We start from the raw sequence: 22,849 nt of genomic DNA, 5'->3' as shown, positions 1-22,849 counted from the left end.
TGCTTAATATGAATGCTTTAATTTATCACAGTCATCAAATTAAAAGAGACCAGCTCGATAGCGAGTTGGTCTCTTTGGTTGTATGGATATTATAGAGTAGCTTGTCCTGGACGCCAGTTAGCTGGGCAAAGACCGCCAGTTTGTAGTGCTTGAAGAACACGTAAAGTTTCATCAACGTCACGACCGATGTTGTTGTGATGTACAACAGCATATTGTAATTCACCTTCAGGACTGATAATGAATAAGCCGCGTAGTGCGATACCTTCTTCTTCGATAAGTACACCATAGTCACGAGCAACAATATGGTTAGTGTCAGCAGCTAGTGAATATTTTAATTGTCCAAGACCATTTGCATTACGGTCTGTATTGATCCAAGCAAGATGAGTATGGATAGTATCAGTTGATACACCGATTACTTCTGCATCAAGGTCTTCGAATTCTTCGTAACGGTCAGAAACCGCAACAATTTCAGTTGGACAAACGAATGTGAAGTCCATTGGATAGAAGAAAAGAACTGTCCATTTGTCATTCTTCATGTTTTCTTCTAAGCTAACTTTCCCAAATTCTTTGTTTGGTAAAACCGCATCCATCACGAAACGTGGTGCTTGTTTTCCTACTAAACGTTCTGCCATTAAAAATCCCTCCAATATTTAGATCAATGAGGATTAAATCCCCATGGGTTCCCTGTTCACAGTTTTTATTATATGCTTTTCCTATTTTTTAGTCAATATTAAATTATAATTAATTTAAAAAAACATTTATTATAATTTTAGGGGAGCATTATTTAAAACCCATTAATTGGTTTTTCCTTGATTCCATGATTTTAAACTGGTTGGATTAAAGAATCTGTCGACTCTTGTATATTTTACCATGTAGAAATGACAAATCAAAATGAAAAGCCTTGTCCTGACTACGCTTTCCCCGCTTTACAAAATTAGACATTCGCTAATTTTTCCCAAAAATAATATATAACTTATTTAGCTTGGGTTCCCTTAAATTGAATATAACTGACAATTCCATTTACTGCTTTTTCGATTGCATCCTCATTTGGGTGAAGCTTGGAATGATGTAAACCAAAATCTGAATCAACACCAAGCCAAAACATGAACCCTGGAATTTCCTTTAGCATATAGCCAAAATCCTCACCGGTCATCGCTTCTTTACATTCAACAACATTTAACTCAGCTTGCGTGTTCATATACTTAACAAATTCAGCAGTTAATTCATGATGGTTATAAACCTGATGATACATAGCACCGAAATCAATAGATGTTTGACATTGATAGCCGACTTCAACGCCTTTTACAATCGCCTGAACCCGCTCTTTTACCTTTACCATTGATTCTTCTGATAAAGTTCGAATTGTCCCCTCTAGTCTAGCCCGCTCTGCAATAATGTTCTGTACTGTACCACCTTCGATTTTGCCAATTGTAATAACCGCACTATCAAGCGGATCTACATTTCTAGCGACAATACTTTGCAGTTGTGTAACGAGAGAGCATGCCGCTACTACCATATCATTTGTCTGATGTGGGTATGCAGCATGACCACCTTTACCTACTAAATCAATAAAGAGCTCCGAAGTATTGGCAAATAAAAGGCCTGGTTTAATCGCGATTGTGCCAACAGGATATTCAGGAGCAATGTGTAAGGCGATAATCATGTCCGGATCCCATCCATCTAGTACGCCCGACTTTAGCATCGGTTCTGCCCCACCAGGGCCTTCCTCTGCTGGTTGAAAAAGAAACACTAGATTGTCATCAATCGGGTTTTCCACAAAATGAGTTAATACCCCTAAAGCAATACTCATGTGAAAATCGTGACCGCAAGCGTGCATATTACCAGGATGTTGAGATTGAAAAGGTAGAAGCGTTTCTTCAGTTATCGGCAGCCCATCAATATCTGTTCGATAGGCAATCGTTTGAGCAGGAGCTTTACCATTTACTTTGACAACTAGTCCAGTTTCCCACCGTCTGATTCCTAGTCTGTCTTGTGGTAATGATTCCAGATAGTTTAATAAATATTTTTGCGTTTTGAATTCTTGGAAGCCCAGCTCCGGAATTTGGTGCAAGTCCCTTCTTATTTCCACAAATGGATATAAAGACATACGATTTGGTCTCCTCTCTAAAGAAAGCGTGGACCAACGGACCCACGCTTTTCAATCATAGCTCCTACAGTTGACGAAGCTCCATCATAATTTCAGTTTTTGATTTTGTTTTGTCATCAATTTTCTTAATGAGACGTGCAGGAGTGCCTCCAACAACAGTGTAAGGCTCTACATCTTTAGTTACAACAGCACCTGCAGCGACAACAGAGCCTTCACCAATACGTACTCCTTCTAAAACCACTGCGTTAGCGCCGATAAGGACATTGTCCTCTAAAATTACTGGTTGAGCTGAAGGTGGCTCAATTACACCTGCCAATACAGCGCCTGCGCCGACGTGACAGTTTTTACCCACAGTAGCTCGTCCACCCAGTACAGCATTCATATCTATCATTGTACCTTCACCAATAACAGCACCGATGTTAATAACTGCTCCCATCATGATTACGGCATTATCGCCAATTTCAACATGATCGCGAATGATGGCACCTGGTTCGATGCGCGCTTTAACATTTTTAAGATTAATCATCGGAATCGCTGAATTACGACGATCGTTCTCGATTACATAGTCTTCTATTTGTCCTTGATGTGCTTCTAAGATAGGATTGATTTCGCTCCATTCACCAAACACAATACCTGTATTCCCATTTATAAAAGCCTTTGAATTTGCGCCAAAATCTATTCCGTCTAAATCCCCTTTTACGTAAACTTTTACTGGGGTAGCTTTTTTACTATTGGCAATAAAAGAAATAATTTCATTTGCATCCATCATTTTCATGGATTGGTTCCTCCTTTATGTACATATACAAACAATTTATCAGACAATTGTTTTGAAAACAAGGAAAACACTACTAGGTTATTCTAAATGCTCTTTAATCAAATCAACAAAAGCTTGGACTTGTTTAAGCTTAAAGGCAGATTCGTAGCCAACAAGCCAAGTATCCCGCTTAATCGGCTTTCCATTTTCTCCGATTAACGGTATTTTAAAAATATTTTTTTCAGCTCCAGCTAACGTAATTCCCGGTAAAATCGCATATCCGATTCCATTAAATGTCATTTGTTTACAAGTTTCTATTTGATCGACAACAATCGTTCGCTTCGGTAAAGTCCCAAACTGCCGATGCAGCCAATTATGAATTTCCTGATAGTAATTGGAATCACTTTTAAACTGAATAAATGGTCGATTTGACTCAAGTACTTCCTCTAAACGATTGATTTCCGTATCGACTAAATAAAGATTATCTTCAAACAAATGGGTCTTCACACCTTTCCAGTCCGGTGTACCGCGAATGATCCCAATATGTGCTTGATCTTCATACATCGTTTTGAGAATTTCACTGCTCCACCCAGTAATTAGGGAGATCTTCGCCTGAGGATAGCGTTTAACAAACTTCTTTAATACCTTTGGCAGCCAATACTGACCAACAATTGAGGCAACGGCAATTTTTAAGGTACCATGAATCTGCGAATTCATTGCGTGAATGGTTTCGCGGACTTCATCTTCCTGTTCGAGAACATCATTGACAAACTGGATGACACGCTCACCTGCTGGTGTTAAGGTTAAGCCCTTTTGCGAGCGGATAAATAATCTTGTCCCCCATTCCTTTTCGATTGTTTGCAAGCGTTGAGATAGTGCTGGCTGAGAAACAAACAAACGCTCCGCAGCCCTGCGCATATTCATTTCTTGGGCTAAGACAGACAAAAAATGAAATTCAGATAAAGATGACAATACTTTTTTACTCCTTTAACATCAAATTAATCTCAGCTTTTCTGTTTTGGTATCAAAAACATTAATACAAAGCTGAAAATAGACAAGAATAACACAGCATAATAAACAGTGTGAAGGGACATGGTTAAGCCTTCTTGTAAAATGTGCTTAACAACAGAGGTTAATTCTTGACGTTCCGTTTCATTCAACAAAAGATTAATTGAATCAATCGAAAAACCTTTTGTTTCCTCCTCTGATCTAATATAACGATACAATTGACTGTTTAATATTCCTCCCAACAGTGCTGCACCAACGGTATTACCGAGATTCCTCATAAACATATTCGAAGCAGTCGCGATACCACGTTGCTCCCAATCCACACTACTTTGAATCGATACGATAAACGCGGTGCTCGTTAATCCCATTCCGAAACCAAAGAAAAATGAACCAAATGCCGCCCAAATTGGGCCAAGCTGAGGTGTTAGTAGCACAAACATCCCACTGCCAACGATAAGTAAAATTCCGCCAACAATGGATGTTCCTCGATAACCATATTTGACCATCATTCTTCCAGAAATAGTGGAAGCAATTGGCCAGCCAATCGACATCGTCGTAAGTGTGAAGCCGGCCACCATAGGGGATTGCTCCATTACACCTTGGACAAACGTCGGCAAAAAGCTTGATATACCAATCAACATGATTCCGGTAACTAATGAAGCTACATTCGCAATCAAAATAGATCTTTCTCTCCAAATCGATAACGGCATAACAGGTTCAGTAAATCTTTTTTCTTGCCAAATAAACATCATGAACGTAACGAGGCTTAGTGATAGCAGCGAAAGTGTTTGAGGAGACAACCAACTCCAAGTTGTCCCAGCCTGAACCAACACAAGCATCAAGGCACTAACAACCACGGTTAACAAAAGCGCTCCAATATAATCGATTTGTCGCTTTTTCTTTTCCAACTTTTCGTGAAGAAAGAACCATAAACCAGCTATGGATAATAATCCAAGTGGTATGTTAATCCAAAATACATACCGCCAACTAACAAATTGAACGAGTAATCCACCGAGGGCTGGGCCCATAATCGCCGATACCCCCCAGACGCTCGCTAGATACCCTTGAATCTTAGCGCGCTCTTCCATTGTATAAATATCCCCGACAATGGTCGTCGCAATGGGTGTGACCGCCCCCGCTCCGATACCTTGGATCAAACGGTAAATAATCAACGATTTCATTGAATGAGCAAATCCACACAAAATAGAACCTATTAGGAATATGACAATTCCAAAGATAAGAATGGGTTTCCGTCCAAATAAATCGGATAATTTCCCGTAAATTAAAACCGTTACCGAATTCATTAGCAAATATGCAGAAAACACCCAACTATATAATGAAAAACCACCGAGGTCTGCCACAATATCCGGCATTGCCGTTGAAACTATGGTCGCTTCGATTGCTCCCATAAACATCGCAAGCATCACCGCAGCGAGAACAAATGGACGTTTCGTTTGATTTTTTCTTTGTTTTAGCAATTGCTCCTTGTAAACACCTTCCAAAGCCTCACCTACTTTTTAGTTAATAGATATGTACGAAAAACAAGCTCCAATATTAGGAGCCTTTAGTTTTATTCATTTGATGGACACTCTTATTTAATTGTAATAATATCGCTCTTCTGGTTAAGATACCTTCAAACAGACCATTCTCGTCCTCAACGCATAAAAACGGATGGTCGACTAACAAATCTAAGCATGTTTCGAGAGAGGAATCTGTTTTTAAGCGTGGAATTTCTGTCAACATCACTTCTTCAACACGCTTGTGCTCCAATTTTTCAAACTCAATTCGTTCTAAACCTAATATCGATTCCATAATGATTGGCGTACTTATTAATCCATGTAATTTGTACGTGGGATCCAACACAGGAATAGCCGTATAACCACTTTTTGTTAATACTAAAAGAGCATGCTCCAAATTATTACCTATTTGCACATGTGCAACTCGTTCAGATGGAATTAAAAACTCTAATAAATTAAATCGTGAAAAATCTTCAACTTGAAGTTTAAACATCTCGAATCTCCTCATTTTGGTTTCAATCTATCTTGAATCTTACTCATTTTACCATAGTTTTTCGGTTATTTCCTTTGTTGGAGATTTGATTGTCAGAAAATTGTTAATTATACAACTAGAAGCTTGTCATACTTTCTACTATATAAACAGAAAAAAGGAACCACAGGGGCTCCTTTTATTGAATCAAATCAAAAATTTCAATCGCAATCATATCAATGTTGTCAAATTGATACCGCTTTGGTTTTTCCTTTTCATTGTATATTTCAAGTTCAAAGGTTGCAGATTTTGGATTGTATGTAACTTGACATTTACGTTCGCCATTCACCTCAAAAAAACGTTGTGATGGCTCACCTCCATTAGCCTGTTCATGAAGGTTCTTTAACCTGGTTAATATACCTTGAAGCTGTGACATGCTCCCTCTCCTTTCGACGAAAACAAACATTTACTATAGCTTTCTCAACTGGCATGATTCTATCCAAATGGATTATATTCAGAAAATTCAAACCCTTTTCCTTTACATACCAATATTAACAGAATAAAATAATGAGAGGCATTGTACAAGTAAAAGGTGAAAAAGGATGTGATTTTTTGTCAAAACCACGAAAATTAGCAGAAAATCTTTATTTAATTGACGACTTTGATCTAAATTGGGAAGAACGAACCGGTACATACGTGCTGATCGAAGAAGACATAACAATTGTTGAAACCTCTGCAAGTCCATCCATCCCATATTTACTAAAAGGTTTACAGGAGTTACAAATATCCCTTGAAAAAATTAAATACATCATCGTAACACATATTCATTTAGACCATGCTGGTGGAGCTGGCCTCATGCTACAGCATTGTCCAAATGCTAAAGTAATCGTTCACCCTAAAGGCGCTAGACATTTAGCTGACCCATCGAGATTGATTGCTGGCGCTAGAGCAGTATATGGTGAAAAATTTGATGAATTATTTGATCCGATTGTACCCATTCCCCTAGATCGTCTAATCGTAAAAAATCATGAGGAAGAACTTATCATCGGGCCGAATTGTACGCTTAAATTTTATGATTCACCAGGACATGCAAATCATCATTTCAGCATATATTATCCTCCTACTAATGCGATGTTTACCGGGGACACCTCTGGCGTATTTTATCCTCAGCTCTATCGTGATGGAGTTGAGTTATATCTCCCATCCACATCACCAAACCAATTTGATCCTAACAAGATGCGCCAATCAGTAGCACTGTTTGAAAAGTTGAATTTGGATAACATTTATTTCGGTCACTTTGGTGGTTCTGCACATGTCAATGAGGTTTACAGGCAAGTTAGAATGTGGTTAAATATTTTCGTTGAGTCTGCAACTGCGGCATATCGATGCGAAAGAGCTTTCGATGAATGTGTCAAAGCAACCGAACAATCGATTTTTGCTAAAGTAATGGATTTCTTACAATCAAATCAAGTTGCCGAGGATCATCCTGCCATAGAAGTGATTAAGCTCGATATCAATATCTGCTCACAAGGCTTAATTGATTATTTGATGCGTCAGGACAGACAGTAAAGTAAAACGGAGGAAGTTTTTTTGAGCGATATTATTTTATTTTCCCAGCCAGATTGCCCGCCCTGTGAAATCACCAAGAAATTTTTCAAGGAATACGGAATTTCTTTTATTGAAAAAAATATAAAAGTAGATCAAAAAGCACGAAATGTTTTAATCAATAAGTACCAATCATATTCTACACCTACAATCGTCATTGGTGACCAAGTCATTCGCGGTTTTGATGCTAATGAACTGATGAAAGCTCTAAATATACAGGAATAACTTAGCTGACTCAGTCTTGAGTCAGTTTTTTCATCTTTTTACATAATTCCCTTACATAAGCTGTTAAATAAATGAAATCCTAATTAAAGAGTTGAGACTGATTATTCGGTTTTGATAATCCTTTAGTTGAGGTGAAAAAAATGCCAGAATGGGTATTAATCATCATACGATCTTTTTTATTTATTTTTATTTTAATCTTAATCACACGTCTGCTTGGGAAAAAACAAATCTCAGAAATTACTTTTTTTGAATATGTATCCGGAATTACGATAGGAAGTATCGCTGGGGAAGTCATCATGGGGTTGGATCAAAATATCATCCATGGTGTCGTTGCGATTGTTATTTTTGGTGGAATTACTTTTTTAGTGGATTTCATCACGTTAAAGAGCAAAAATTTCCGTGACATTGTTGAAGGAAAAGGAAGCGTGCTTATCCGCGACGGAAAAATAATGGAGAAAAATTTAAAAAAAGAAAAATATACCCTGGATGATTTAAGCTCATTGCTTCGCGGGAGAAATGTTTTTAATATCGCCGAAGTAGAATTTGCTGTATTAGAACCAACTGGGGACTTAAGTGTTTTACTTAAAAAGGAACACCGCCCCGTTACCGCAAAAGACTTAAACATTAATGTGGCTAGTGAAAAAGAGCCTCAAACCGTTATAATGGACGGGAAAATTCTTGATAATCCATTATCTGCAAGTGGGAAGAATCGCGGCTGGCTTCTCGTTGAACTAGATAAATTAGGACTAACACTCGAAAATGTTGTCTTTGCCCAAATTACCTCTGCAGGCGATTTAGTTGTTGATGTTTATGACGATCAAATCACCGTACCAAAGCCGCAAACTAAACCTTTATTACTTGCAAACATCAAAAAAATACAAGCCGATTTCGAAATAAAAGCTCACGAAACCGGCTCAGAGGAAGCTAAGCAAATGTACTTGAAAAATGCTGAAAAGCTAAATAACATGATTAAATCTTTATCACCTTATTTAAAATAACTTTGCAATTCAATAAAGAATTCAATTGGTTTCTTCGCAGATAGGCGGCTAAATAGCAATGCAGTTAATAATCGTGGCTGCTCTTTTTGCGTAACTTTAATAGCATTTGTCTCATTTGTTTCTTTATCATGAATGGCCTCGTCAGGTGCTTTATCCAAAAGTCTAGCTACTTTATATTGTCCGTTTTGTGCTTCTAACACAATCCCTTCATAATGATCTTGATACGTTACTGGACCTTCTTGGTTTCCAGGAAAGAATTCATATACATATATTTGGTTTTCATGTGTGATGATTTTGGTATTTTCGTTATAGCTAAAGAACGGAATATAATAAAGGGCGAAGTCTGATCCAAGTGTGAAATATTTTCCATTCTCTTCAACCAAGTTTTCTGTTAAAAATAATTCCATGTATGATGCCGTTAAATATGGGCTTAGGAGTTCTTGTACCTCCTTGATACTTCGTTCTTTCTCACTAAGAGATACTTGTGCTTGAAATGCTCCCTTTACAAACTCAAGAATTTCTTCCCGATTTTCATCTGTTACTGTGGCATAAGTATGAATCGGTACCACCAAGAACAAAATGAAAATGAATAAACTATTCCGAATGGCAATTTGCATAAACTTCCCCCCCGCTAGTCGCAATATATATTCATTTTAACAACGATTATTACTATATTACGAAAAAATAGTTCGCTAAATACGCTCATATTTAGACAAGAAAAACCTATTTAATGCAGATTTCTTTCAATATTGACAAAATCAATTATTATTTTTGACATATTAAAAAGGCCTCAAATAATTGAGACCTTTACCAATTGGCACCTGCAAAAAAGACAATCAATAAAATAACGAGTGCAAAAAAAAGCGCATATGTTAAAAAAACTGGATTCCTCGTGTAAACATGTTCTTGGACAGGATGAGGTATTTTTGAATCCAATTCGCCTTTCAATGCCTTTTGCTCTCGACCAAGCAAAAACGTATATATAAGCGATACAGCCAAGATTGCCATCGCTACTCCCAACAAAAGGTTTGATGAAAATATCATGCAATACTCACTCCTTTATGCTTAACATACCGCGTTACATGATATTTTATTCAGAATCCCAGTTAGAGTAGGCCATCCTGCTTATACAAAAAGCTGTAAGATAAATCAATAAATAAATAGTCATTGGCACTTACAGGATATGAAAACGTTCGAATCGTCTCTCCCGTTTCAATATCGCTATAAAGATCAGAGAGTATCCCTTTTTGCTCATTGCGCATTTTAATAATGTTTTCCAGGAAATATGGTCGCCAGCTCCAGTTTTTATTAAGGTATTCCTGTTGGACGACCCATTTATTATTTACATAAAAATAGTTAGCTGTTTTTTGGAATCCTTCCTCATCGCAGATATAAACGCGGAAGGCGATTAACTCGAGTTCAGAAACCAAAGCTTTTAACATATCTTCATAATCGGTTGTTATTTTCCGATATTTCACAAGCATATCCTGTAAGCTTTGCTGAAAGGTTTCAGTGATTTTATAAAGTGTTTCCAGTTTCTTTTTTTCACTTATGATAAAGGAATGAAACTCATCCTTTAATCGATTCTTTAAAATATCCCGATCTACAAAATTTTCACTCGGCTTGGCTAAATAGAAGCCCTGGTAATACCGTCCCCCATTTTTCCAGGCAAATTGCAACTGAAATACCATTTCAATATTTTCAAACAAAAGCGTCGCCCCAATTTTTCGAGCTAACAACGCCAAAGAATATAAAACATCTTGAAATCCTGATGATGTACCCAAGGACCTTAATGCTTGCAAATCGACTTTTATGATATCTGGAGATAGCTGTCCAATTCGATCAAGTTGACTATTGTCATTGGCAACTTTGTCAATTGCCACCTTCATTCCATAGGTTCGATAATAATTTAACAAATGATCCAAATGCTCCATATCACCTTTATAATTTAGCTCAGAAATCTCAAGAACAATTCGCTTTAAGGAAATCCCTTTTTCTTCATATTGTAAAAGCAGGTGTAAAAATTGCTCACCATGGTCTTGCATAAGGATATCTGCATCGCGATTAATAAACAACATGACATCTTTATCAAGTGAAACGGCCATATCTAGTGCTTTGATCAAAACTGTATTATCTACCTCGAGACGATATTCATCTGGAATTTCATCGTCCAAAAAAAATGGGCCTAATGATTCGATTCCTTGCTTACCATTGAATCTTCCTAAAATTTCATAGCCAATTGCTCGGTGCTCATCTGCACTGAATATCGGTTGAAAAAAAGGTACCACATTATCTAAATCAGATATGATATCCAATGCGTCCATTTCTAAACCTCCAAGCCTTAACAATTTATAATTCTTTGATGGGAACATAATACCATCATAACGCATACTTGAAAACGACAAAATATAAAAGCCGGTAAGAATATGACATGAAAGAAGGATGAAGATGAACATGCTTCATTTTGTCATGGCAGCCAGCTTACCGTTACTCGGGTCAACTGACAAACCTACCGATGATAATCATTTTAACAAAAGTTCTTTGTCAATAACACAGACGACTACTTCAAATATAACGGAAACAATCCAAATCACAGATCACTACACGCTTGAAAACCATCCGGATGATTATGAATTAACTTTGGGTAAATACTTATTAGATGTACCACTCATCAAACAAAATCCGGAATTGAAATATGGTTGTGAGGTAACAAGCCTTGCAATGATGTTGCAATATGCTGGTGTTAATACAAGTAAAATGGAGCTCTATTCCAATATTAAAAAGGATGATGATCCGATTCAGCGTTCCTCGTCCGGCGATATATTGCGCTGGGGTAACCCAGCAGAAGGATTTGTCGGTGATATGACCGGTAAACATGCAGGTTATGCCGTTTACGATAAACCAATGGAAGAATTAGTAAACCGATATTTACCAAATCGCGCTGTTAATTTGACCAACCATCACTTTGAAGAAGTCCTACAACATGTTGCACACGGCTATCCAGTCGTTGTCTGGACAACTGGGGACTATCGACTACCTAACCGACCTGAAAGCTGGCTTCACAACAACCAAACAATCACAACCCCACTTGATTTACATGCTGTTGTCTTAGTTGGCTATGATGACTATAATGTCTATATAAATGATCCACTGTCAGGAAAAAAACAATATCCTGTTAATAAACAGCAATTTATTGAATCATGGAAAGCGCTTCAATCACGAGCGATTAGCTTTAAATAAAAAGCTGTGTTAAAGCTTAGTGTTGATTTATTGCAAGTTGATTGTAGCGGAAGGCACGAAGACTCCTGCAGGAGTAGCTGGTATGGGAGACCCCGCAGGCGCGAATGCGCCGAGGAGGCTCCCAACTAGCCCTGCGGAAAGCGAAGTGCCTGCAGCGGAAATCAACATTTATGTTTAATACATCCAATTAATAAATGCCTCATGAATGTGAGGCTTTTTTCTGTTTACTATTGGTATTTTTTGAATATATTTACATTCGGACAAGTATATTACAGTAGCCGATATAATTGAAATATCTTTTTAATAAATTATTTGCTGTTTTTACCCTCTTTTTTTGATAGGATAAAAAGGAATTTTTAATTGAACGGGAGTATAATTATGCCAAAAAAGGTTTCAAGGAGGTCATTCCTCAAAAGGCTGTTTGGGACAACTGTCATAGCGTTTGGCTCAAGTACTGGAATATATTATTATGCACGAGAAATTGAAACAAGGATGCTGAAAGTTACAGACCAAACAATCCGGCACCGCTTAATCCCCTCCAGTTTTGAAGGCTGCAAAATTATCCAATTTAGCGATACACATTTGGGGTTTCATTATAATTTGGAACAGTTAGAACGTCTCATTTCTAAAATTAATGCTTTATCTCCCGATATCGTACTATTTACTGGAGATTTAATGGATGAACCAAATCGATATGATGATGTGAAAAAAATTCCACCTTTATTAAAAACGCTTAAGGCTTCCTTAGGAAAGTTTTGCATTTACGGTAATCATGACCACGGCGGTTACGGTTCGGAACTATACCAGTCCATTATGGAACAATCTGAATTTGTTTTATTACAAAATACCTCAACTCCGATTACCCTTCTAGACGGAAGTCGAATTGAATTAATCGGGATAGACGATGCAATGCTAGGTAAGCCAAATTTTGAATTGGCATTAGCCAATGTGCGTCAAGACAGTTTTAAACTATTATTGAGTCATGCCCCTGATTTAGCGGACTCGGCTGTTTTGCATGGTATACATTATCAAATAAGTGGTCACAGCCACGGTGGGCAAATAAAAATACCATTTATGGGAGCGCTTGTGACTCCTCCGTTTGCAGAAAAATATACAGAGGGGTTATATCTGATTGAGGACCAAGACCAACGACTAACCCTTTATGTTAATCGAGGTATCGGTACCACAAGACTTCCCTTCCGCTTTTTATCTCAACCTGAACTTACAGTTTATACATTAGCTACAGAAGCATAAATAATCTTTCTGACCTTTACCTTCCTCCTGTCAGACATGCTCATTGTCTTTCTCTTACCATAGAATAAAAATGAAAGGCAGTTTTGTAATGAGGAGGGAAATAAACAGTGTATCTTGCCCAACACCCAAATGTTTACCGTCAATATGAAGATCAGCGCTTTATTGGTTTTGGTCTTTTACCATTTCTTGCAGGGGGAGCTTTAGGATTAGCAGCTAGCCCGTTTTTCTTTAACCGGCCGTGCTGCCCACCTTATTACCCCCCATATCCGCCATACCCAGGCTTTCCGCCAACACCATATGGCTTCGGTCCCGGTCCATATCCATTCCGTTAAAATGGATGAATGACAGCTCGAGGAAGCAATCGCTTCCTCTTTTATTATTTTTAGGCAAAGTGTCTGAAGCGTAAATCAACATTCTCATTAAACACAGAAAAAAATAAGGAAAAACATTGGAATTTCCCTTTCTTAACTTTACAAAATAGGGGTATAATAAATTATACCCATTGAAAGGAGATCTTACTATTGAATCGGGATAGTAATCACCCTCAAAAACTGCTTCCAACAATTGAAAACCTCTCACAAGCAATCTTCATTGTTAATCGTCATGCAAAAACGGCCATAAACCCGAAGTACTTATACAAACTAAAACATGAAGCTCTGAAAAAAATGCTCCGTGAAGGCAAAGCAAAAAAGGTAGGCCTTCATTTTTCTGCAAATCCAAAATACAGTCAACAGCAATCCGATGTGTTAGTGGTTAGTGGTAACTATTCTTTTCATATTCCCCCAACAAAAGAAGATTTCAGCTCACTACCTCACTTAGGTAAACTAAGCAGCGATGTATGTAACCCAAAAACAAGACTTCCGCTTACTGTCGCAAAAGTATTATTACAAACATATACTGGTATCCGCGAAAATGAGGGATACAAAAAAACAGCAAGACCAGGAAAACCAAAGGCGCAACAGCCACAATTTAAGCGGCTTGGCGAAAGCTACTTTTAGGCTGACTTAACTCGTTTAACTTTGCTCTTTTAGTTTTCGGTCTACCGCCAAGCCCAACTAAATATAATACAACTAACGGGTAACCAAAATATCAATGGTTGCCCGTTTTGATTTTCCTCAGCAATTATTTATCAGTCCGTTTGTATCCCGGATGAGGAGGTGATTTTCTTCTCGAACATTCATATATTTGCGATTTATATCACAATTTATTGAGCGTTTTGTGAACATTCCTTATTCTAGCTAGACCTTTATTCAAAACAGGAATACAATCAAGTCGTAGTTGGCATAGGAACATTTTGCCAAATTTAATTTATTCAAAGGGACATTATTTTACGGGGAGAGATTTTTCATGAAAGGAACTGCCATTCTTTATCAACCTAATCAAAAGGTGATTTTTATCGAAAATGTTGATCATAAGGTTTACGAAACACTGAAGGGGCAATGTGGATGCAATCACTGCAACTGCGAGCTCGATAACAATAGGGTTGATTTTGGTGAAGTTTCTCCAGTGTTATGGCACGAAGCAGAGGTAGATTGGGAATACGGATACTAATTTAACAGAATGTACAAGGATGACTTACCCAAGAAGTCATCCTTTTTTGTCAGATTAGCCTCTAACGAATATTGATTTTTCGTTTCTTGCGTTCACGCATTCTCCCAAGCTTAAACCAACCTTTTGCTTGAAAATAAAAGAACATGAACAACGCAATAGCTCCCATAAATCCCAATACGATAAAATAACCATAATGCCAATGTAGCTCAGGCATGTACTCAAAATTCATCCCATAAATTCCGGCAATAAAAGTTAGTGGCATAAAAATGGTCGTAATCACCGTAAGTGTCATCATAATGCTATTCATCGTATTTGAATTAACCGATAAGTAACTATCTCGAATATCGGATGAAAAATCACGATATGATTCCAGCATTTCACTGAGCTTTAAAAGATGATCGTATACATCATCAAAATAATGCCGGTGTTCCTTCAAATGACTAAGGCGCTCGGAATGAACAATGCGATACAACAGGTCACTCATTGGAACGACGGTTCGTCTTAATCTTGATAAGTCTGCTCGAATATCAAAGAGCCTTTCAATTAAATTATGGATGCTTTCGTTATCAGTGTTATCCTCAATTGAATTTATTTGATCTTCAAGCCGATAGACTGGCGGAAAATAATCATCAACCAGACTATCAACAACTGCATGGAGAACATAATAAGGACCTTCTCTAAAACCCTCATCCTTACGAATGCGCTCCCATAAATTATTCAGATTTCGAATTGTTTTTTGTTGGTAAGTGACAATAAACTGCTCGCTTACAAAAACATCCACTTCATATGGAGATAAATTTTCCTGATGGATCGCGTGTAAAACTAAAAAGTTATAGCCTTCGTAAAAATCAACTTTAGGACGCTGGATAAACTCGTCTAAGCAATCTTCTACAGGTAATGGATGAAATTTAAAGTAACTAGATAAAAGTTTGGATTCTTCACTAGTCGGATTAATAAAATCGATCCAATACCATTTAATTTGCTTATTTTTAAGTTCTTTAAGCTTTACATCCATTAGAAACTCTCCGTTATCTCTAATTGCACAAATCCGGATCATTGGCTTCTCCCCCATTCTGCACCTATTGCGAATATTTTTGTTTTCCAGACTTTTTTTGTTTATGATAAATTTAATGAATCGTTATTACATGTTAAAATGATGTAATAGTATTTGGAAGGATGAATAATAGTGGAACATTTAATTAATCAAAAAGTCCAGGAAATTGAAATATCCGGTATCCGTAAATTTTTTAATATGGTCGCTGATACGAAGGATATGATTTCGTTAACGATTGGTCAGCCTGATTTCCCTACCCCAATACATGTTAAGGAAGCAGCGAAACAAGCGATTGATGAAAATTTTACTTCTTACACCCATAATGCAGGAATGATTTCACTTCGTAAAGCTGCAGCTGATTTTTATAAAAAGAAATATAGCATGGATTATCAACCTGAATCTGAGGTCATTATTACTACAGGTGCCAGTGAAGCAATCGATATAGCACTACGAACCATCTTATCAGAAGGAACCGAAGTAATTTTACCTGGTCCTGTTTATCCGGGCTATGAGCCAATCATTCACCTTTGCGGTGCGAAACCAGTTTATGTCGACCTTCGTGAGCACCAATTTAGAATGACAGCTGCTGTTGTTAAATCATACATAACTGAGCAAACTCGTTGTATTATTTTACCATATCCTTCTAATCCAACGGGAGTGAGCTTAACTCGAGCGGAATTACAAGAAATTGCAGCGCTTGTCAAAGGACGGGATATTTTCATTCTTGCAGATGAGATCTATAGTGAATTATCATTTGAACGTGAACACGTCTCGATTGCGAGCTTTATCAAAGAACAGACGATTGTGATAAACGGTTTGTCCAAATCTCATTCGATGACAGGCTGGCGTATTGGGATGGTATTTGCCCCTGAAAATATCGCTAAGCATATGTTAAAAGTACATCAATACAATGTAACCTGTGCGAGCTCAGTATCGCAAATGGCCGCTTTAGAAGCATTAACAACTGGGATTGATGATGCTTTGCCGATGAAAAAAGAATACTTAAAGCGTCGGGATTATGTATATGAGCGGCTCGTTGCCATGAATCTCGATGTCATCAAACCTGATGGCGCCTTTTATTTCTTTGTAAAAATGCCAAATACCTCGCTTAATTCATTTGAATTCTGCCTCTCTCTAGTAGAAAAGGTCGGGTTAGCTTGTGTGCCAGGAAGTGCCTTCAGTCAATATGGTGAGGGATATTTCCGAATTTCTTATGCCTATTCAGAAGCAACACTTGAAGAAGCACTAAATCGTTTGGAATCATATCTGAAAGAGTATTTATAAGTTACGAATGATGACTAGTTAAGGGACAGACGCGATTGTCTGTCCCTTTTACTATTGGATTCCTGATCTATTTAATACCGTGGTATTGACCGTTATTTTTTGGCGCTTTTTCTTTTTTTGCCTTATCGTGATGAATCTTATTAGCCGCAGCGCTGCCCATTTCATGAGCAAATTCTGCATTCAACACGGCAGAGTCAAAACCTTTTTTATTTTTCTGTTCTGGATCATTCTTTTTTGTTCGTTTCGCCATGATTCTTCCTCCTTCATAATCGTACATAGTTATTTTCGATTTTTTAGAAGGATTCATTCATGGCATCTTTAGGTAAGGCTAGGTTAAACATGAATGTTGATTTCCGCTGCAGGCACTTCGCTTTCCGCGGGGCTAGTTGGGAGACCCCGCACTCGCGCCTGCGGGGTCTCCCATACAAGCTACTCCCGCAGGAGTCTTCGTGCCTTCCGCTCCAATCAACTTGCATAAAATCAACACTAAGCTTTAACACAGACTTAGATAAAGAACTTTAGTTCCAATATTTATATAACGCTTGGGTTCCGCTGTTTTCTTCTCCCTCATCAGCCAATTGCTGGTACAAGGATTTAGCCAATGCTAGCCCTGGCAAGTTGATATCCATTGCTTCGGCTTCTTCAAGAGCTATTTTCATATCTTTAATAAAATGCTTAATATAAAAGCCAGGTTCAAAATCTCCGCTTATCATGCGCGGCCCCAAGTTCGTCAACGACCAACTACCAGCTGCACCTGATGTGATACTCTTCAATACCTTTTCTGGATCAAGTCCGGCGTTTTTTGCATAAACCAATGCCTCGCTCACACCAATCATATTAGATGCAATCGTAATTTGATTGCACATTTTCGTATGTTGACCAGCACCAGCTTGGCCTTGATATACAATATTCGTACCAAACTTCTGTAATAGAGGCTCAATCTCTATAAAATCAGACTCGTCTCCACCAACCATAATGGATAGTTTCCCATCACGGGCACCGATATCACCACCAGAAACTGGAGCATCAATTGCATGAATTCCTTGTTCTTTTGCAGCATGATAAATTTTTACCGCTAGCGATGGAGTAGATGTCGTCATATCAACTAAATATGTATTTTCTTTTGCATTTGGAATTAAGCCATTTTCGCCAAAATATACTTCTTCAACGTCGGACGGTAAACCGACCATCGTGAAAATGACATTTGCTGCTTCAGCGATTTCTTTTGGCGTTTGCGCCCATGTTGACCCTTTAGCAAGTAGATCTTCCGCTTTCGCTTTCGTTCTTGTATAAACCATTACCGGAAAACCAGCACTCAATAAATGTCCAGCAATGCTTTTCCCCATTACTCCTATGCCTATAAATCCAATTACGGTGTTGTCTTGTTTAAACATGTTTTCCCCTCGCTTTCAAGTAATAAGAACATTTTATCAGTTTCTTATGTATTAGGAAAATGAGAAAGCGCGCTCATGACAGTATATTCCATACACAAAAAGCCGATTTCCACAGAAATCGGCTTTTTCATAAAAAAATCAAGATTATTTTGTAGCTGTTTCTACTGCTGCGACAACCTCTGCAGTTGTATTCATGTTCAGTACTTCTGCAGCTAATTTTTCCATATCAGACTTGTTTAGACGTTTGATCAATGAACGTGCTTTTAAGATTGATGTTGCACTCATTGAAAATTCATCTAAACCTAAGCCAAGTAAAAGTGGAATAGCGGTTTCGTCTCCAGCCATTTCACCGCACATACCTGTCCACTTACCTTCTTTATGAGCTGCATCGATAACCATCTTAATTAAACGAAGAATCGATGGGCTGTATGGTTGGTAAAGGTATGACACACGCTCATTCATCCGGTCAGCTGCCATCGTGTATTGAATCAAATCATTCGTACCGATGCTGAAGAAATCAACTTCCTTAGCAAATAAATCAGCAAGAACAGCCGTTGATGGAATTTCAACCATAATTCCAACTTCGATTGAATCCGAAACCGCTACACCTTCCGAAACCAACTTTTGCTTTTCTTCAAGCAGAACAGCCTTCGCTTGACGGAATTCATCAAGTGTCGCGATCATTGGAAACATAATTTTTAAATTTCCAGCAGTGCTAGCACGCAATAATGCACGTAATTGTGTCCGGAACATTCCTTGCTCCTCAAGACATAAACGAATGGCACGGAAACCAAGGAACGGATTCATTTCCTTTGGTAAATGTAAGTATGGAAGTTCCTTATCCCCACCAATATCTAGGGTCCGAACGACAACTGGCTTTCCGTTCATTCCTTCTAGTACAGCTTTATAGGCGGTATATTGCTCTTCTTCAGTTGGCAAGGTATCTCGGCCCATATATAGGAATTCAGTACGGTAAAGACCGACTGCTTCACCACCATTGTTGACAACACCAACTAAATCATTTGGAGTTCCGATGTTGGCAGCCAATTCTACATGATGACCGTCAACTGATACTGTTGCCTCGTTTACTAATTTCGCCCATTCGGCTTTTTGTGTTTCAAATTCAGCAGCTTTTTGTTCGAATTGCTTAACCGTTTCTTCAGAAGGGTTAATATGAACTTCACCGCTTAAACCATCGACAATGACTAAATCACCATTATTGATAGTTTGTGTCGCCGTTTTTGTTCCAACAACAGCTGGAATTTCCATCGAGCGAGCCATAATCGCTGAATGAGAAGTTCTACCACCAATATCAGTCGTGAAACCTTTCACATATTGGCGGTTTAATTGAGCCGTATCAGACGGTGTTAGGTCCTCCGCTACAATGATTACTTCTTCTGAAATCATACTTGGGTTAACAAGTACTGCACCGAGAAGATGCGCCAATACGCGTTTTGTTACGTCGCGAATATCAGCGGCACGTTCCTTCATATATTCATTATCCATTTGCTCAAACATCATAATGAACATATCAGCAGTATTTTTTAAAGCTACTTCTGCATTCACTTTTTCATTTTTAATGCTATCTTCAATTGGGCCAACTAATTCGGGGTCGCTTAAGACCAAAAGATGTGCATCAAAAATTGCTGCTTTATCCGCCCCAAGCTCACGGTTGGCACGGTCACGAATATCACCTAGCTCTTCCTTTGCTTTAGTTAAAGCTGCCCGAAAACGTTCTACCTCTTGGTCCACATTAGAAACAGTCTTCTTTTCAAATGATAAATCTGGTTCAACTAAACGATAAGCCTTTGCTATTGCAATCCCACTTGACGCTGCGATTCCCATTAATACATTCATTATTGTGCAAGTCCTTCTTTTGTTAATGTTTCTTCTAAACCTTGCAAAGCTTCGTGCTCATCGCTGCCATCAACGATAATTTTAAATTCTGCACCTTGACCGATTCCTAGTGACATAACACCCATAATCGATTTTAAATTAACCTTTTTCTCTTTATACTCAAGCTGAATATCTGAACTGAAACGGCTTGCTGTTTGAACTAAAAGTGTAGCCGGACGTGCATGAATTCCTGTTTCTGCGATAACCTTATATTGTTTTTCAACCATTGTCATCCTACTCCTTTTCCGCATAAAAATATAGTGGATTTGTGTTGTTGAGGAAAATGTGTTCAACCATTAACAACAACCGCATGTCAGACAATCCTGCCAAAACAAAACAAAACTAAAAATAAAAGCAAGTTTGGATATCTATAACATGTTTTATTTTTTCCAAACCTTTAGTTATTCATGTACAAATTATTTAATATTAGAATTATATTTCTGTTGTTAGACTGACCACTTTCCTTCAAAGAATATAGCATTTTTTAAGGCGGTTCGACAATAAAAAAGCCACTTTTTTATTGAATATTCAATATTCACTCTATAAACCGTTTACAGAAAGCGTTTTATTACCAAAATAAAACAAAATAAAAAGTGTTATATGAAAATAACACTTTAAAAGATTTATGTTAAGTTAGTTTGAGATTTCTGTTAGTTGATTATGCAAATTGAGGAGTTCGTCCAGCTCTTTACTTCGTTTTAAGGTTTGATGGCTAAGTAATCCTGATCTTTCTGCCTCCAAAACCATTTCCACGCGCTTATTTTCAATTAAGAATAATAGCTCCTCACGAGTTTTTAACAAATTCATATTTGTCACCTCATAGGATTTTAGTTATATTTTACACCTATATCATAACAAAAAATAGGTATTTTGTCACACTAATCAAAATATTATGTAAAATTACTCACTTATTCACATATATAATAGAAAGGTTACAAATTCTGGGTAACTCAACTCCTAGGTTCATCTGAGTATTGATAAACGACATCTCCACCTCGTAACGCAACTCCCCGAAAATGTTTAAAATCTTCACGGTCAACCACTATCTTTCGAACAGCAAGAAACTCATCCTGTTTAACGTAAAATTCATGTAATTCTTTATTTTTAAGTTTTTCCAATTGTTCACGTATTAATTCATCATTCATGGTTTATTCTTCACCCAATCCTATGTTCCAGCACGTTAGCTGTCTATGTTTTTCTTCGATATATTTTTAATTAGCTTATAAAAAAAATGCGGAGTTGTCTATCCTTCATGATTGTAAACTTTCATACAAAATTTGCAAAAAAATAAAAAATGTTGAAGTTTGACTAACGAACAATAATCTTGTCGAATTTCAAAATATCACCAAAAAAATACCTGAAAATTCCTTGAAAATTATTTACGAAACACGAAAAGTAGTGCAAACTGTTAAGTAACATAAATTTAAAGACAAGGGAGAGAGATAATTTGAAGAGAGCAAAAGTGGGCAATGTCATCGAATTTAGAGACGGGTTACAGGGAATTGTTGAAAAAGTTAATGAGAATTCAGTAATCGTCGATTTAACTTACATGAATAATTATCGTGATCTCGAACTTGATCAAAGAACTGTTGTTAATCATAAAAACTATCGAGTTATTAAAGAAGCCGTCCTATAAAAGGCAGCTGCTCTGCTATTTGTAGGGCGGCTTATTTTTTTATTTCGTCTAATACATATAACAATTGACAAATTAGGCAGATTTTATGTACATAATTAAAGGGGAGTTTGTTAAAATAAAGAAAATTAGTTTAGAGAGGGGGATATCAATGATAAAATCTGCTCTTGATTTACGTTTTATTAGCGGTTTCATCTTAGCGCACTTATTAATGTACTTTACATTTTCTGATAAAACTGTATTTTGGTATTTTTTCACTGCAACGATGCTGCTGTTAATCTGTTTTGTCGTTGCAAAAGATAAATTAGATGACAAGCTATCTTTATTTAAATATCTATTTACCGGAATCCTGTCCGGAGCTCTTCTTTATCTCCTTTTCTGGATTGGCAATCAATTAATCGAGCTTCCTCATATACCAGGATCTAAGCAAATTACCAAGCTTTACAAGTATTATGGACCAGATATGTTTTGGCACTATCTCGCCTTAATTTTAGTCATCGTTCCCGGCGAGGAAATATTTTGGCGCGGCTTCATTCAGAAGCGTTTGCTTAGCTTTACCTCCAATGGCGTCAGTATCGTAGTATCAGCACTCTTGTATGCATCTGTTCACATTTATTCTGGACAGTTTATGCTGGTGTTTGCTGCATTTATTGCTGGACTATGCTGGTCATGGCTTTATGCATGGAGACGAAGCATACCGCTTGTTATCGTTTCACATTTAATATACGATTTGTTTTTATTTGTACTTATGCCATTTCGATAAAGAGGCTGGGACATAACTAGCTTCAATTAATGAAAAAGGTGAAATTGAGTTGGCTCAATTTCACCTTTCTTTATTTTTTTCTTATTACTCTAGTTCA

28 protein-coding genes are annotated in these 22,849 nt (G+C 37.5%); 11 read left to right on the top strand and 17 right to left on the bottom strand.

Going from position 1 to position 22,849, the window contains the following annotated elements:
- Positions 1-89: 89 nt before the first annotated feature.
- The 7 genes from HHO41_RS16580 to HHO41_RS16550 form a co-directional block, all read right to left on the bottom strand.
- The gene (locus tag HHO41_RS16580) at positions 90-632 is read right to left on the bottom strand and encodes a peroxiredoxin (protein WP_169100684.1); all 543 of its coding nucleotides are present in this window, start codon (positions 630-632) and stop codon (positions 90-92) included.
- 341 nt (positions 633-973) lie between these two features.
- The gene (locus tag HHO41_RS16575; protein ID WP_169100682.1) at positions 974-2,107 is read right to left on the bottom strand and encodes an N-acetyldiaminopimelate deacetylase; all 1,134 of its coding nucleotides are present in this window, start codon (positions 2,105-2,107) and stop codon (positions 974-976) included.
- Between the two features lie 64 nt (positions 2,108-2,171).
- Positions 2,172-2,882 (bottom strand): 2,3,4,5-tetrahydropyridine-2,6-dicarboxylate N-acetyltransferase, encoded by a 711-nt coding sequence (gene dapD, locus HHO41_RS16570; RefSeq protein WP_169100680.1) that lies wholly within the window; start codon positions 2,880-2,882, stop codon positions 2,172-2,174.
- 78 nt (positions 2,883-2,960) lie between these two features.
- Entirely contained in the window at positions 2,961-3,833 is an 873-nt protein-coding gene (locus tag HHO41_RS16565) for a LysR family transcriptional regulator (RefSeq protein WP_169100678.1), read from the bottom strand.
- 32 nt (positions 3,834-3,865) lie between these two features.
- On the bottom strand, positions 3,866-5,371 hold the full coding sequence (locus HHO41_RS16560; protein WP_282434292.1) for an MDR family MFS transporter: 1,506 nt from the start codon (positions 5,369-5,371) through the stop codon (positions 3,866-3,868).
- 52 nt (positions 5,372-5,423) lie between these two features.
- Entirely contained in the window at positions 5,424-5,879 is a 456-nt protein-coding gene (gene cbpB, locus HHO41_RS16555; RefSeq protein ID WP_169100676.1) for a cyclic-di-AMP-binding protein CbpB, read from the bottom strand.
- A gap of 175 nt (positions 5,880-6,054) precedes the next feature.
- Entirely contained in the window at positions 6,055-6,291 is a 237-nt protein-coding gene (locus HHO41_RS16550; RefSeq protein ID WP_147531785.1) for a YkuJ family protein, read from the bottom strand.
- Positions 6,292-6,467: 176 nt separating this feature from the next.
- Between HHO41_RS16550 and HHO41_RS16545 the strand changes: the two genes are divergently transcribed.
- The 3 genes from HHO41_RS16545 to HHO41_RS16535 all read left to right on the top strand — a co-directional run bounded on the left by HHO41_RS16545 (position 6,468) and on the right by HHO41_RS16535 (position 8,683).
- The gene (locus HHO41_RS16545) at positions 6,468-7,424 is read left to right on the top strand and encodes an MBL fold metallo-hydrolase (protein WP_169100673.1); all 957 of its coding nucleotides are present in this window, start codon (positions 6,468-6,470) and stop codon (positions 7,422-7,424) included.
- Between the two features lie 21 nt (positions 7,425-7,445).
- The gene (locus tag HHO41_RS16540; RefSeq protein ID WP_169100670.1) at positions 7,446-7,685 is read left to right on the top strand and encodes a glutaredoxin family protein; all 240 of its coding nucleotides are present in this window, start codon (positions 7,446-7,448) and stop codon (positions 7,683-7,685) included.
- Positions 7,686-7,825: 140 nt separating this feature from the next.
- Positions 7,826-8,683, top strand: coding sequence for a DUF421 domain-containing protein (locus HHO41_RS16535; RefSeq protein ID WP_169100667.1), 858 nt, complete (start codon positions 7,826-7,828; stop codon positions 8,681-8,683).
- Here the strand turns inward: HHO41_RS16535 and HHO41_RS16530 are convergent.
- The 3 genes from HHO41_RS16530 to HHO41_RS16520 all read right to left on the bottom strand — a co-directional run bounded on the left by HHO41_RS16530 (position 8,671) and on the right by HHO41_RS16520 (position 11,007).
- Positions 8,671-9,300: a DUF3993 domain-containing protein gene (locus HHO41_RS16530; protein ID WP_169100665.1), complete on the bottom strand. Its 630-nt coding sequence runs from the start codon at positions 9,298-9,300 to the stop codon at positions 8,671-8,673. The two genes, HHO41_RS16535 and HHO41_RS16530, sit on opposite strands and share 13 nt — an antisense overlap.
- Before the next feature lie 190 nt (positions 9,301-9,490).
- Entirely contained in the window at positions 9,491-9,727 is a 237-nt protein-coding gene (locus tag HHO41_RS16525) for a hypothetical protein (RefSeq protein ID WP_169100663.1), read from the bottom strand.
- Positions 9,728-9,789: 62 nt separating this feature from the next.
- Entirely contained in the window at positions 9,790-11,007 is a 1,218-nt protein-coding gene (locus tag HHO41_RS16520; protein WP_169100661.1) for an EAL domain-containing protein, read from the bottom strand.
- A 124-nt stretch (positions 11,008-11,131) separates the two neighbouring features.
- Between HHO41_RS16520 and HHO41_RS16515 the strand changes: the two genes are divergently transcribed.
- From HHO41_RS16515 to HHO41_RS16495, 5 genes are all read left to right on the top strand, one after another.
- Positions 11,132-11,923, top strand: coding sequence for a C39 family peptidase (locus HHO41_RS16515; protein WP_169100659.1), 792 nt, complete (start codon positions 11,132-11,134; stop codon positions 11,921-11,923).
- Positions 11,924-12,301: 378 nt separating this feature from the next.
- Positions 12,302-13,177, top strand: coding sequence for a metallophosphoesterase (locus tag HHO41_RS16510; RefSeq protein WP_169100657.1), 876 nt, complete (start codon positions 12,302-12,304; stop codon positions 13,175-13,177).
- A gap of 107 nt (positions 13,178-13,284) precedes the next feature.
- Positions 13,285-13,509, top strand: coding sequence for a hypothetical protein (locus HHO41_RS16505; RefSeq protein ID WP_169100655.1), 225 nt, complete (start codon positions 13,285-13,287; stop codon positions 13,507-13,509).
- A 189-nt stretch (positions 13,510-13,698) separates the two neighbouring features.
- Positions 13,699-14,175, top strand: a complete 477-nt coding sequence (locus HHO41_RS16500; protein WP_169100652.1) for a YkyB family protein — start codon at positions 13,699-13,701, stop codon at positions 14,173-14,175.
- A 349-nt stretch (positions 14,176-14,524) separates the two neighbouring features.
- Positions 14,525-14,728, top strand: coding sequence for a hypothetical protein (locus HHO41_RS16495; RefSeq protein WP_169100650.1), 204 nt, complete (start codon positions 14,525-14,527; stop codon positions 14,726-14,728).
- 61 nt (positions 14,729-14,789) lie between these two features.
- Here the strand turns inward: HHO41_RS16495 and corA are convergent, their stop codons facing one another.
- Positions 14,790-15,785 (bottom strand): magnesium/cobalt transporter CorA, encoded by a 996-nt coding sequence (gene corA, locus HHO41_RS16490; protein ID WP_169100648.1) that lies wholly within the window; start codon positions 15,783-15,785, stop codon positions 14,790-14,792.
- 129 nt (positions 15,786-15,914) lie between these two features.
- On the opposite strand from corA, the gene HHO41_RS16485 reads away from it, so the two are divergent.
- The gene (locus HHO41_RS16485; protein WP_169100646.1) at positions 15,915-17,066 is read left to right on the top strand and encodes an aminotransferase A; all 1,152 of its coding nucleotides are present in this window, start codon (positions 15,915-15,917) and stop codon (positions 17,064-17,066) included.
- A 67-nt stretch (positions 17,067-17,133) separates the two neighbouring features.
- Here HHO41_RS16485 and HHO41_RS16480 read toward each other — a convergent pair whose 3' ends face one another.
- The 6 genes from HHO41_RS16480 to HHO41_RS16455 form a co-directional block, all read right to left on the bottom strand.
- Positions 17,134-17,316, bottom strand: a complete 183-nt coding sequence (locus HHO41_RS16480; protein ID WP_169100644.1) for a hypothetical protein — start codon at positions 17,314-17,316, stop codon at positions 17,134-17,136.
- Positions 17,317-17,584: 268 nt separating this feature from the next.
- Entirely contained in the window at positions 17,585-18,460 is an 876-nt protein-coding gene (locus HHO41_RS16475) for an NAD(P)-dependent oxidoreductase (protein ID WP_169100642.1), read from the bottom strand.
- A 144-nt stretch (positions 18,461-18,604) separates the two neighbouring features.
- Positions 18,605-20,317, bottom strand: a complete 1,713-nt coding sequence (gene ptsP, locus HHO41_RS16470) for a phosphoenolpyruvate--protein phosphotransferase (protein ID WP_169100640.1) — start codon at positions 20,315-20,317, stop codon at positions 18,605-18,607.
- On the bottom strand, positions 20,317-20,583 hold the full coding sequence (locus HHO41_RS16465) for a phosphocarrier protein HPr (protein WP_169100638.1): 267 nt from the start codon (positions 20,581-20,583) through the stop codon (positions 20,317-20,319). Before HHO41_RS16465 ends, ptsP begins: the two co-directional genes overlap by 1 nt.
- Positions 20,584-20,989: 406 nt before the next feature.
- The gene (locus HHO41_RS16460) at positions 20,990-21,163 is read right to left on the bottom strand and encodes an aspartyl-phosphate phosphatase Spo0E family protein (RefSeq protein WP_169100636.1); all 174 of its coding nucleotides are present in this window, start codon (positions 21,161-21,163) and stop codon (positions 20,990-20,992) included.
- A 143-nt stretch (positions 21,164-21,306) separates the two neighbouring features.
- Positions 21,307-21,501 carry a hypothetical protein gene (locus tag HHO41_RS16455; RefSeq protein ID WP_169100634.1) on the bottom strand — a complete coding sequence of 65 codons (195 nt, stop codon included), beginning with the start codon at positions 21,499-21,501 and terminating at the stop codon, positions 21,307-21,309.
- Between the two features lie 302 nt (positions 21,502-21,803).
- Here HHO41_RS16455 and HHO41_RS16450 point away from each other — a divergent pair, with 302 nt between their 5' ends.
- On the top strand, positions 21,804-21,992 hold the full coding sequence (locus tag HHO41_RS16450; protein ID WP_169100632.1) for a YkvS family protein: 189 nt from the start codon (positions 21,804-21,806) through the stop codon (positions 21,990-21,992).
- Between the two features lie 148 nt (positions 21,993-22,140).
- On the top strand, positions 22,141-22,752 hold the full coding sequence (locus tag HHO41_RS16445) for a CPBP family intramembrane glutamic endopeptidase (protein ID WP_169100630.1): 612 nt from the start codon (positions 22,141-22,143) through the stop codon (positions 22,750-22,752).
- Positions 22,753-22,849 lie beyond the last annotated feature (97 nt).

The sequence above is a fragment of the Bacillus sp. DNRA2 genome (genome assembly GCF_012843265.1).
Lineage (GTDB): Bacteria > Bacillota > Bacilli > Bacillales > Cytobacillaceae > Bacillus_BU.
This window is presented reverse-complemented; position numbering and strand designations above follow the sequence as displayed.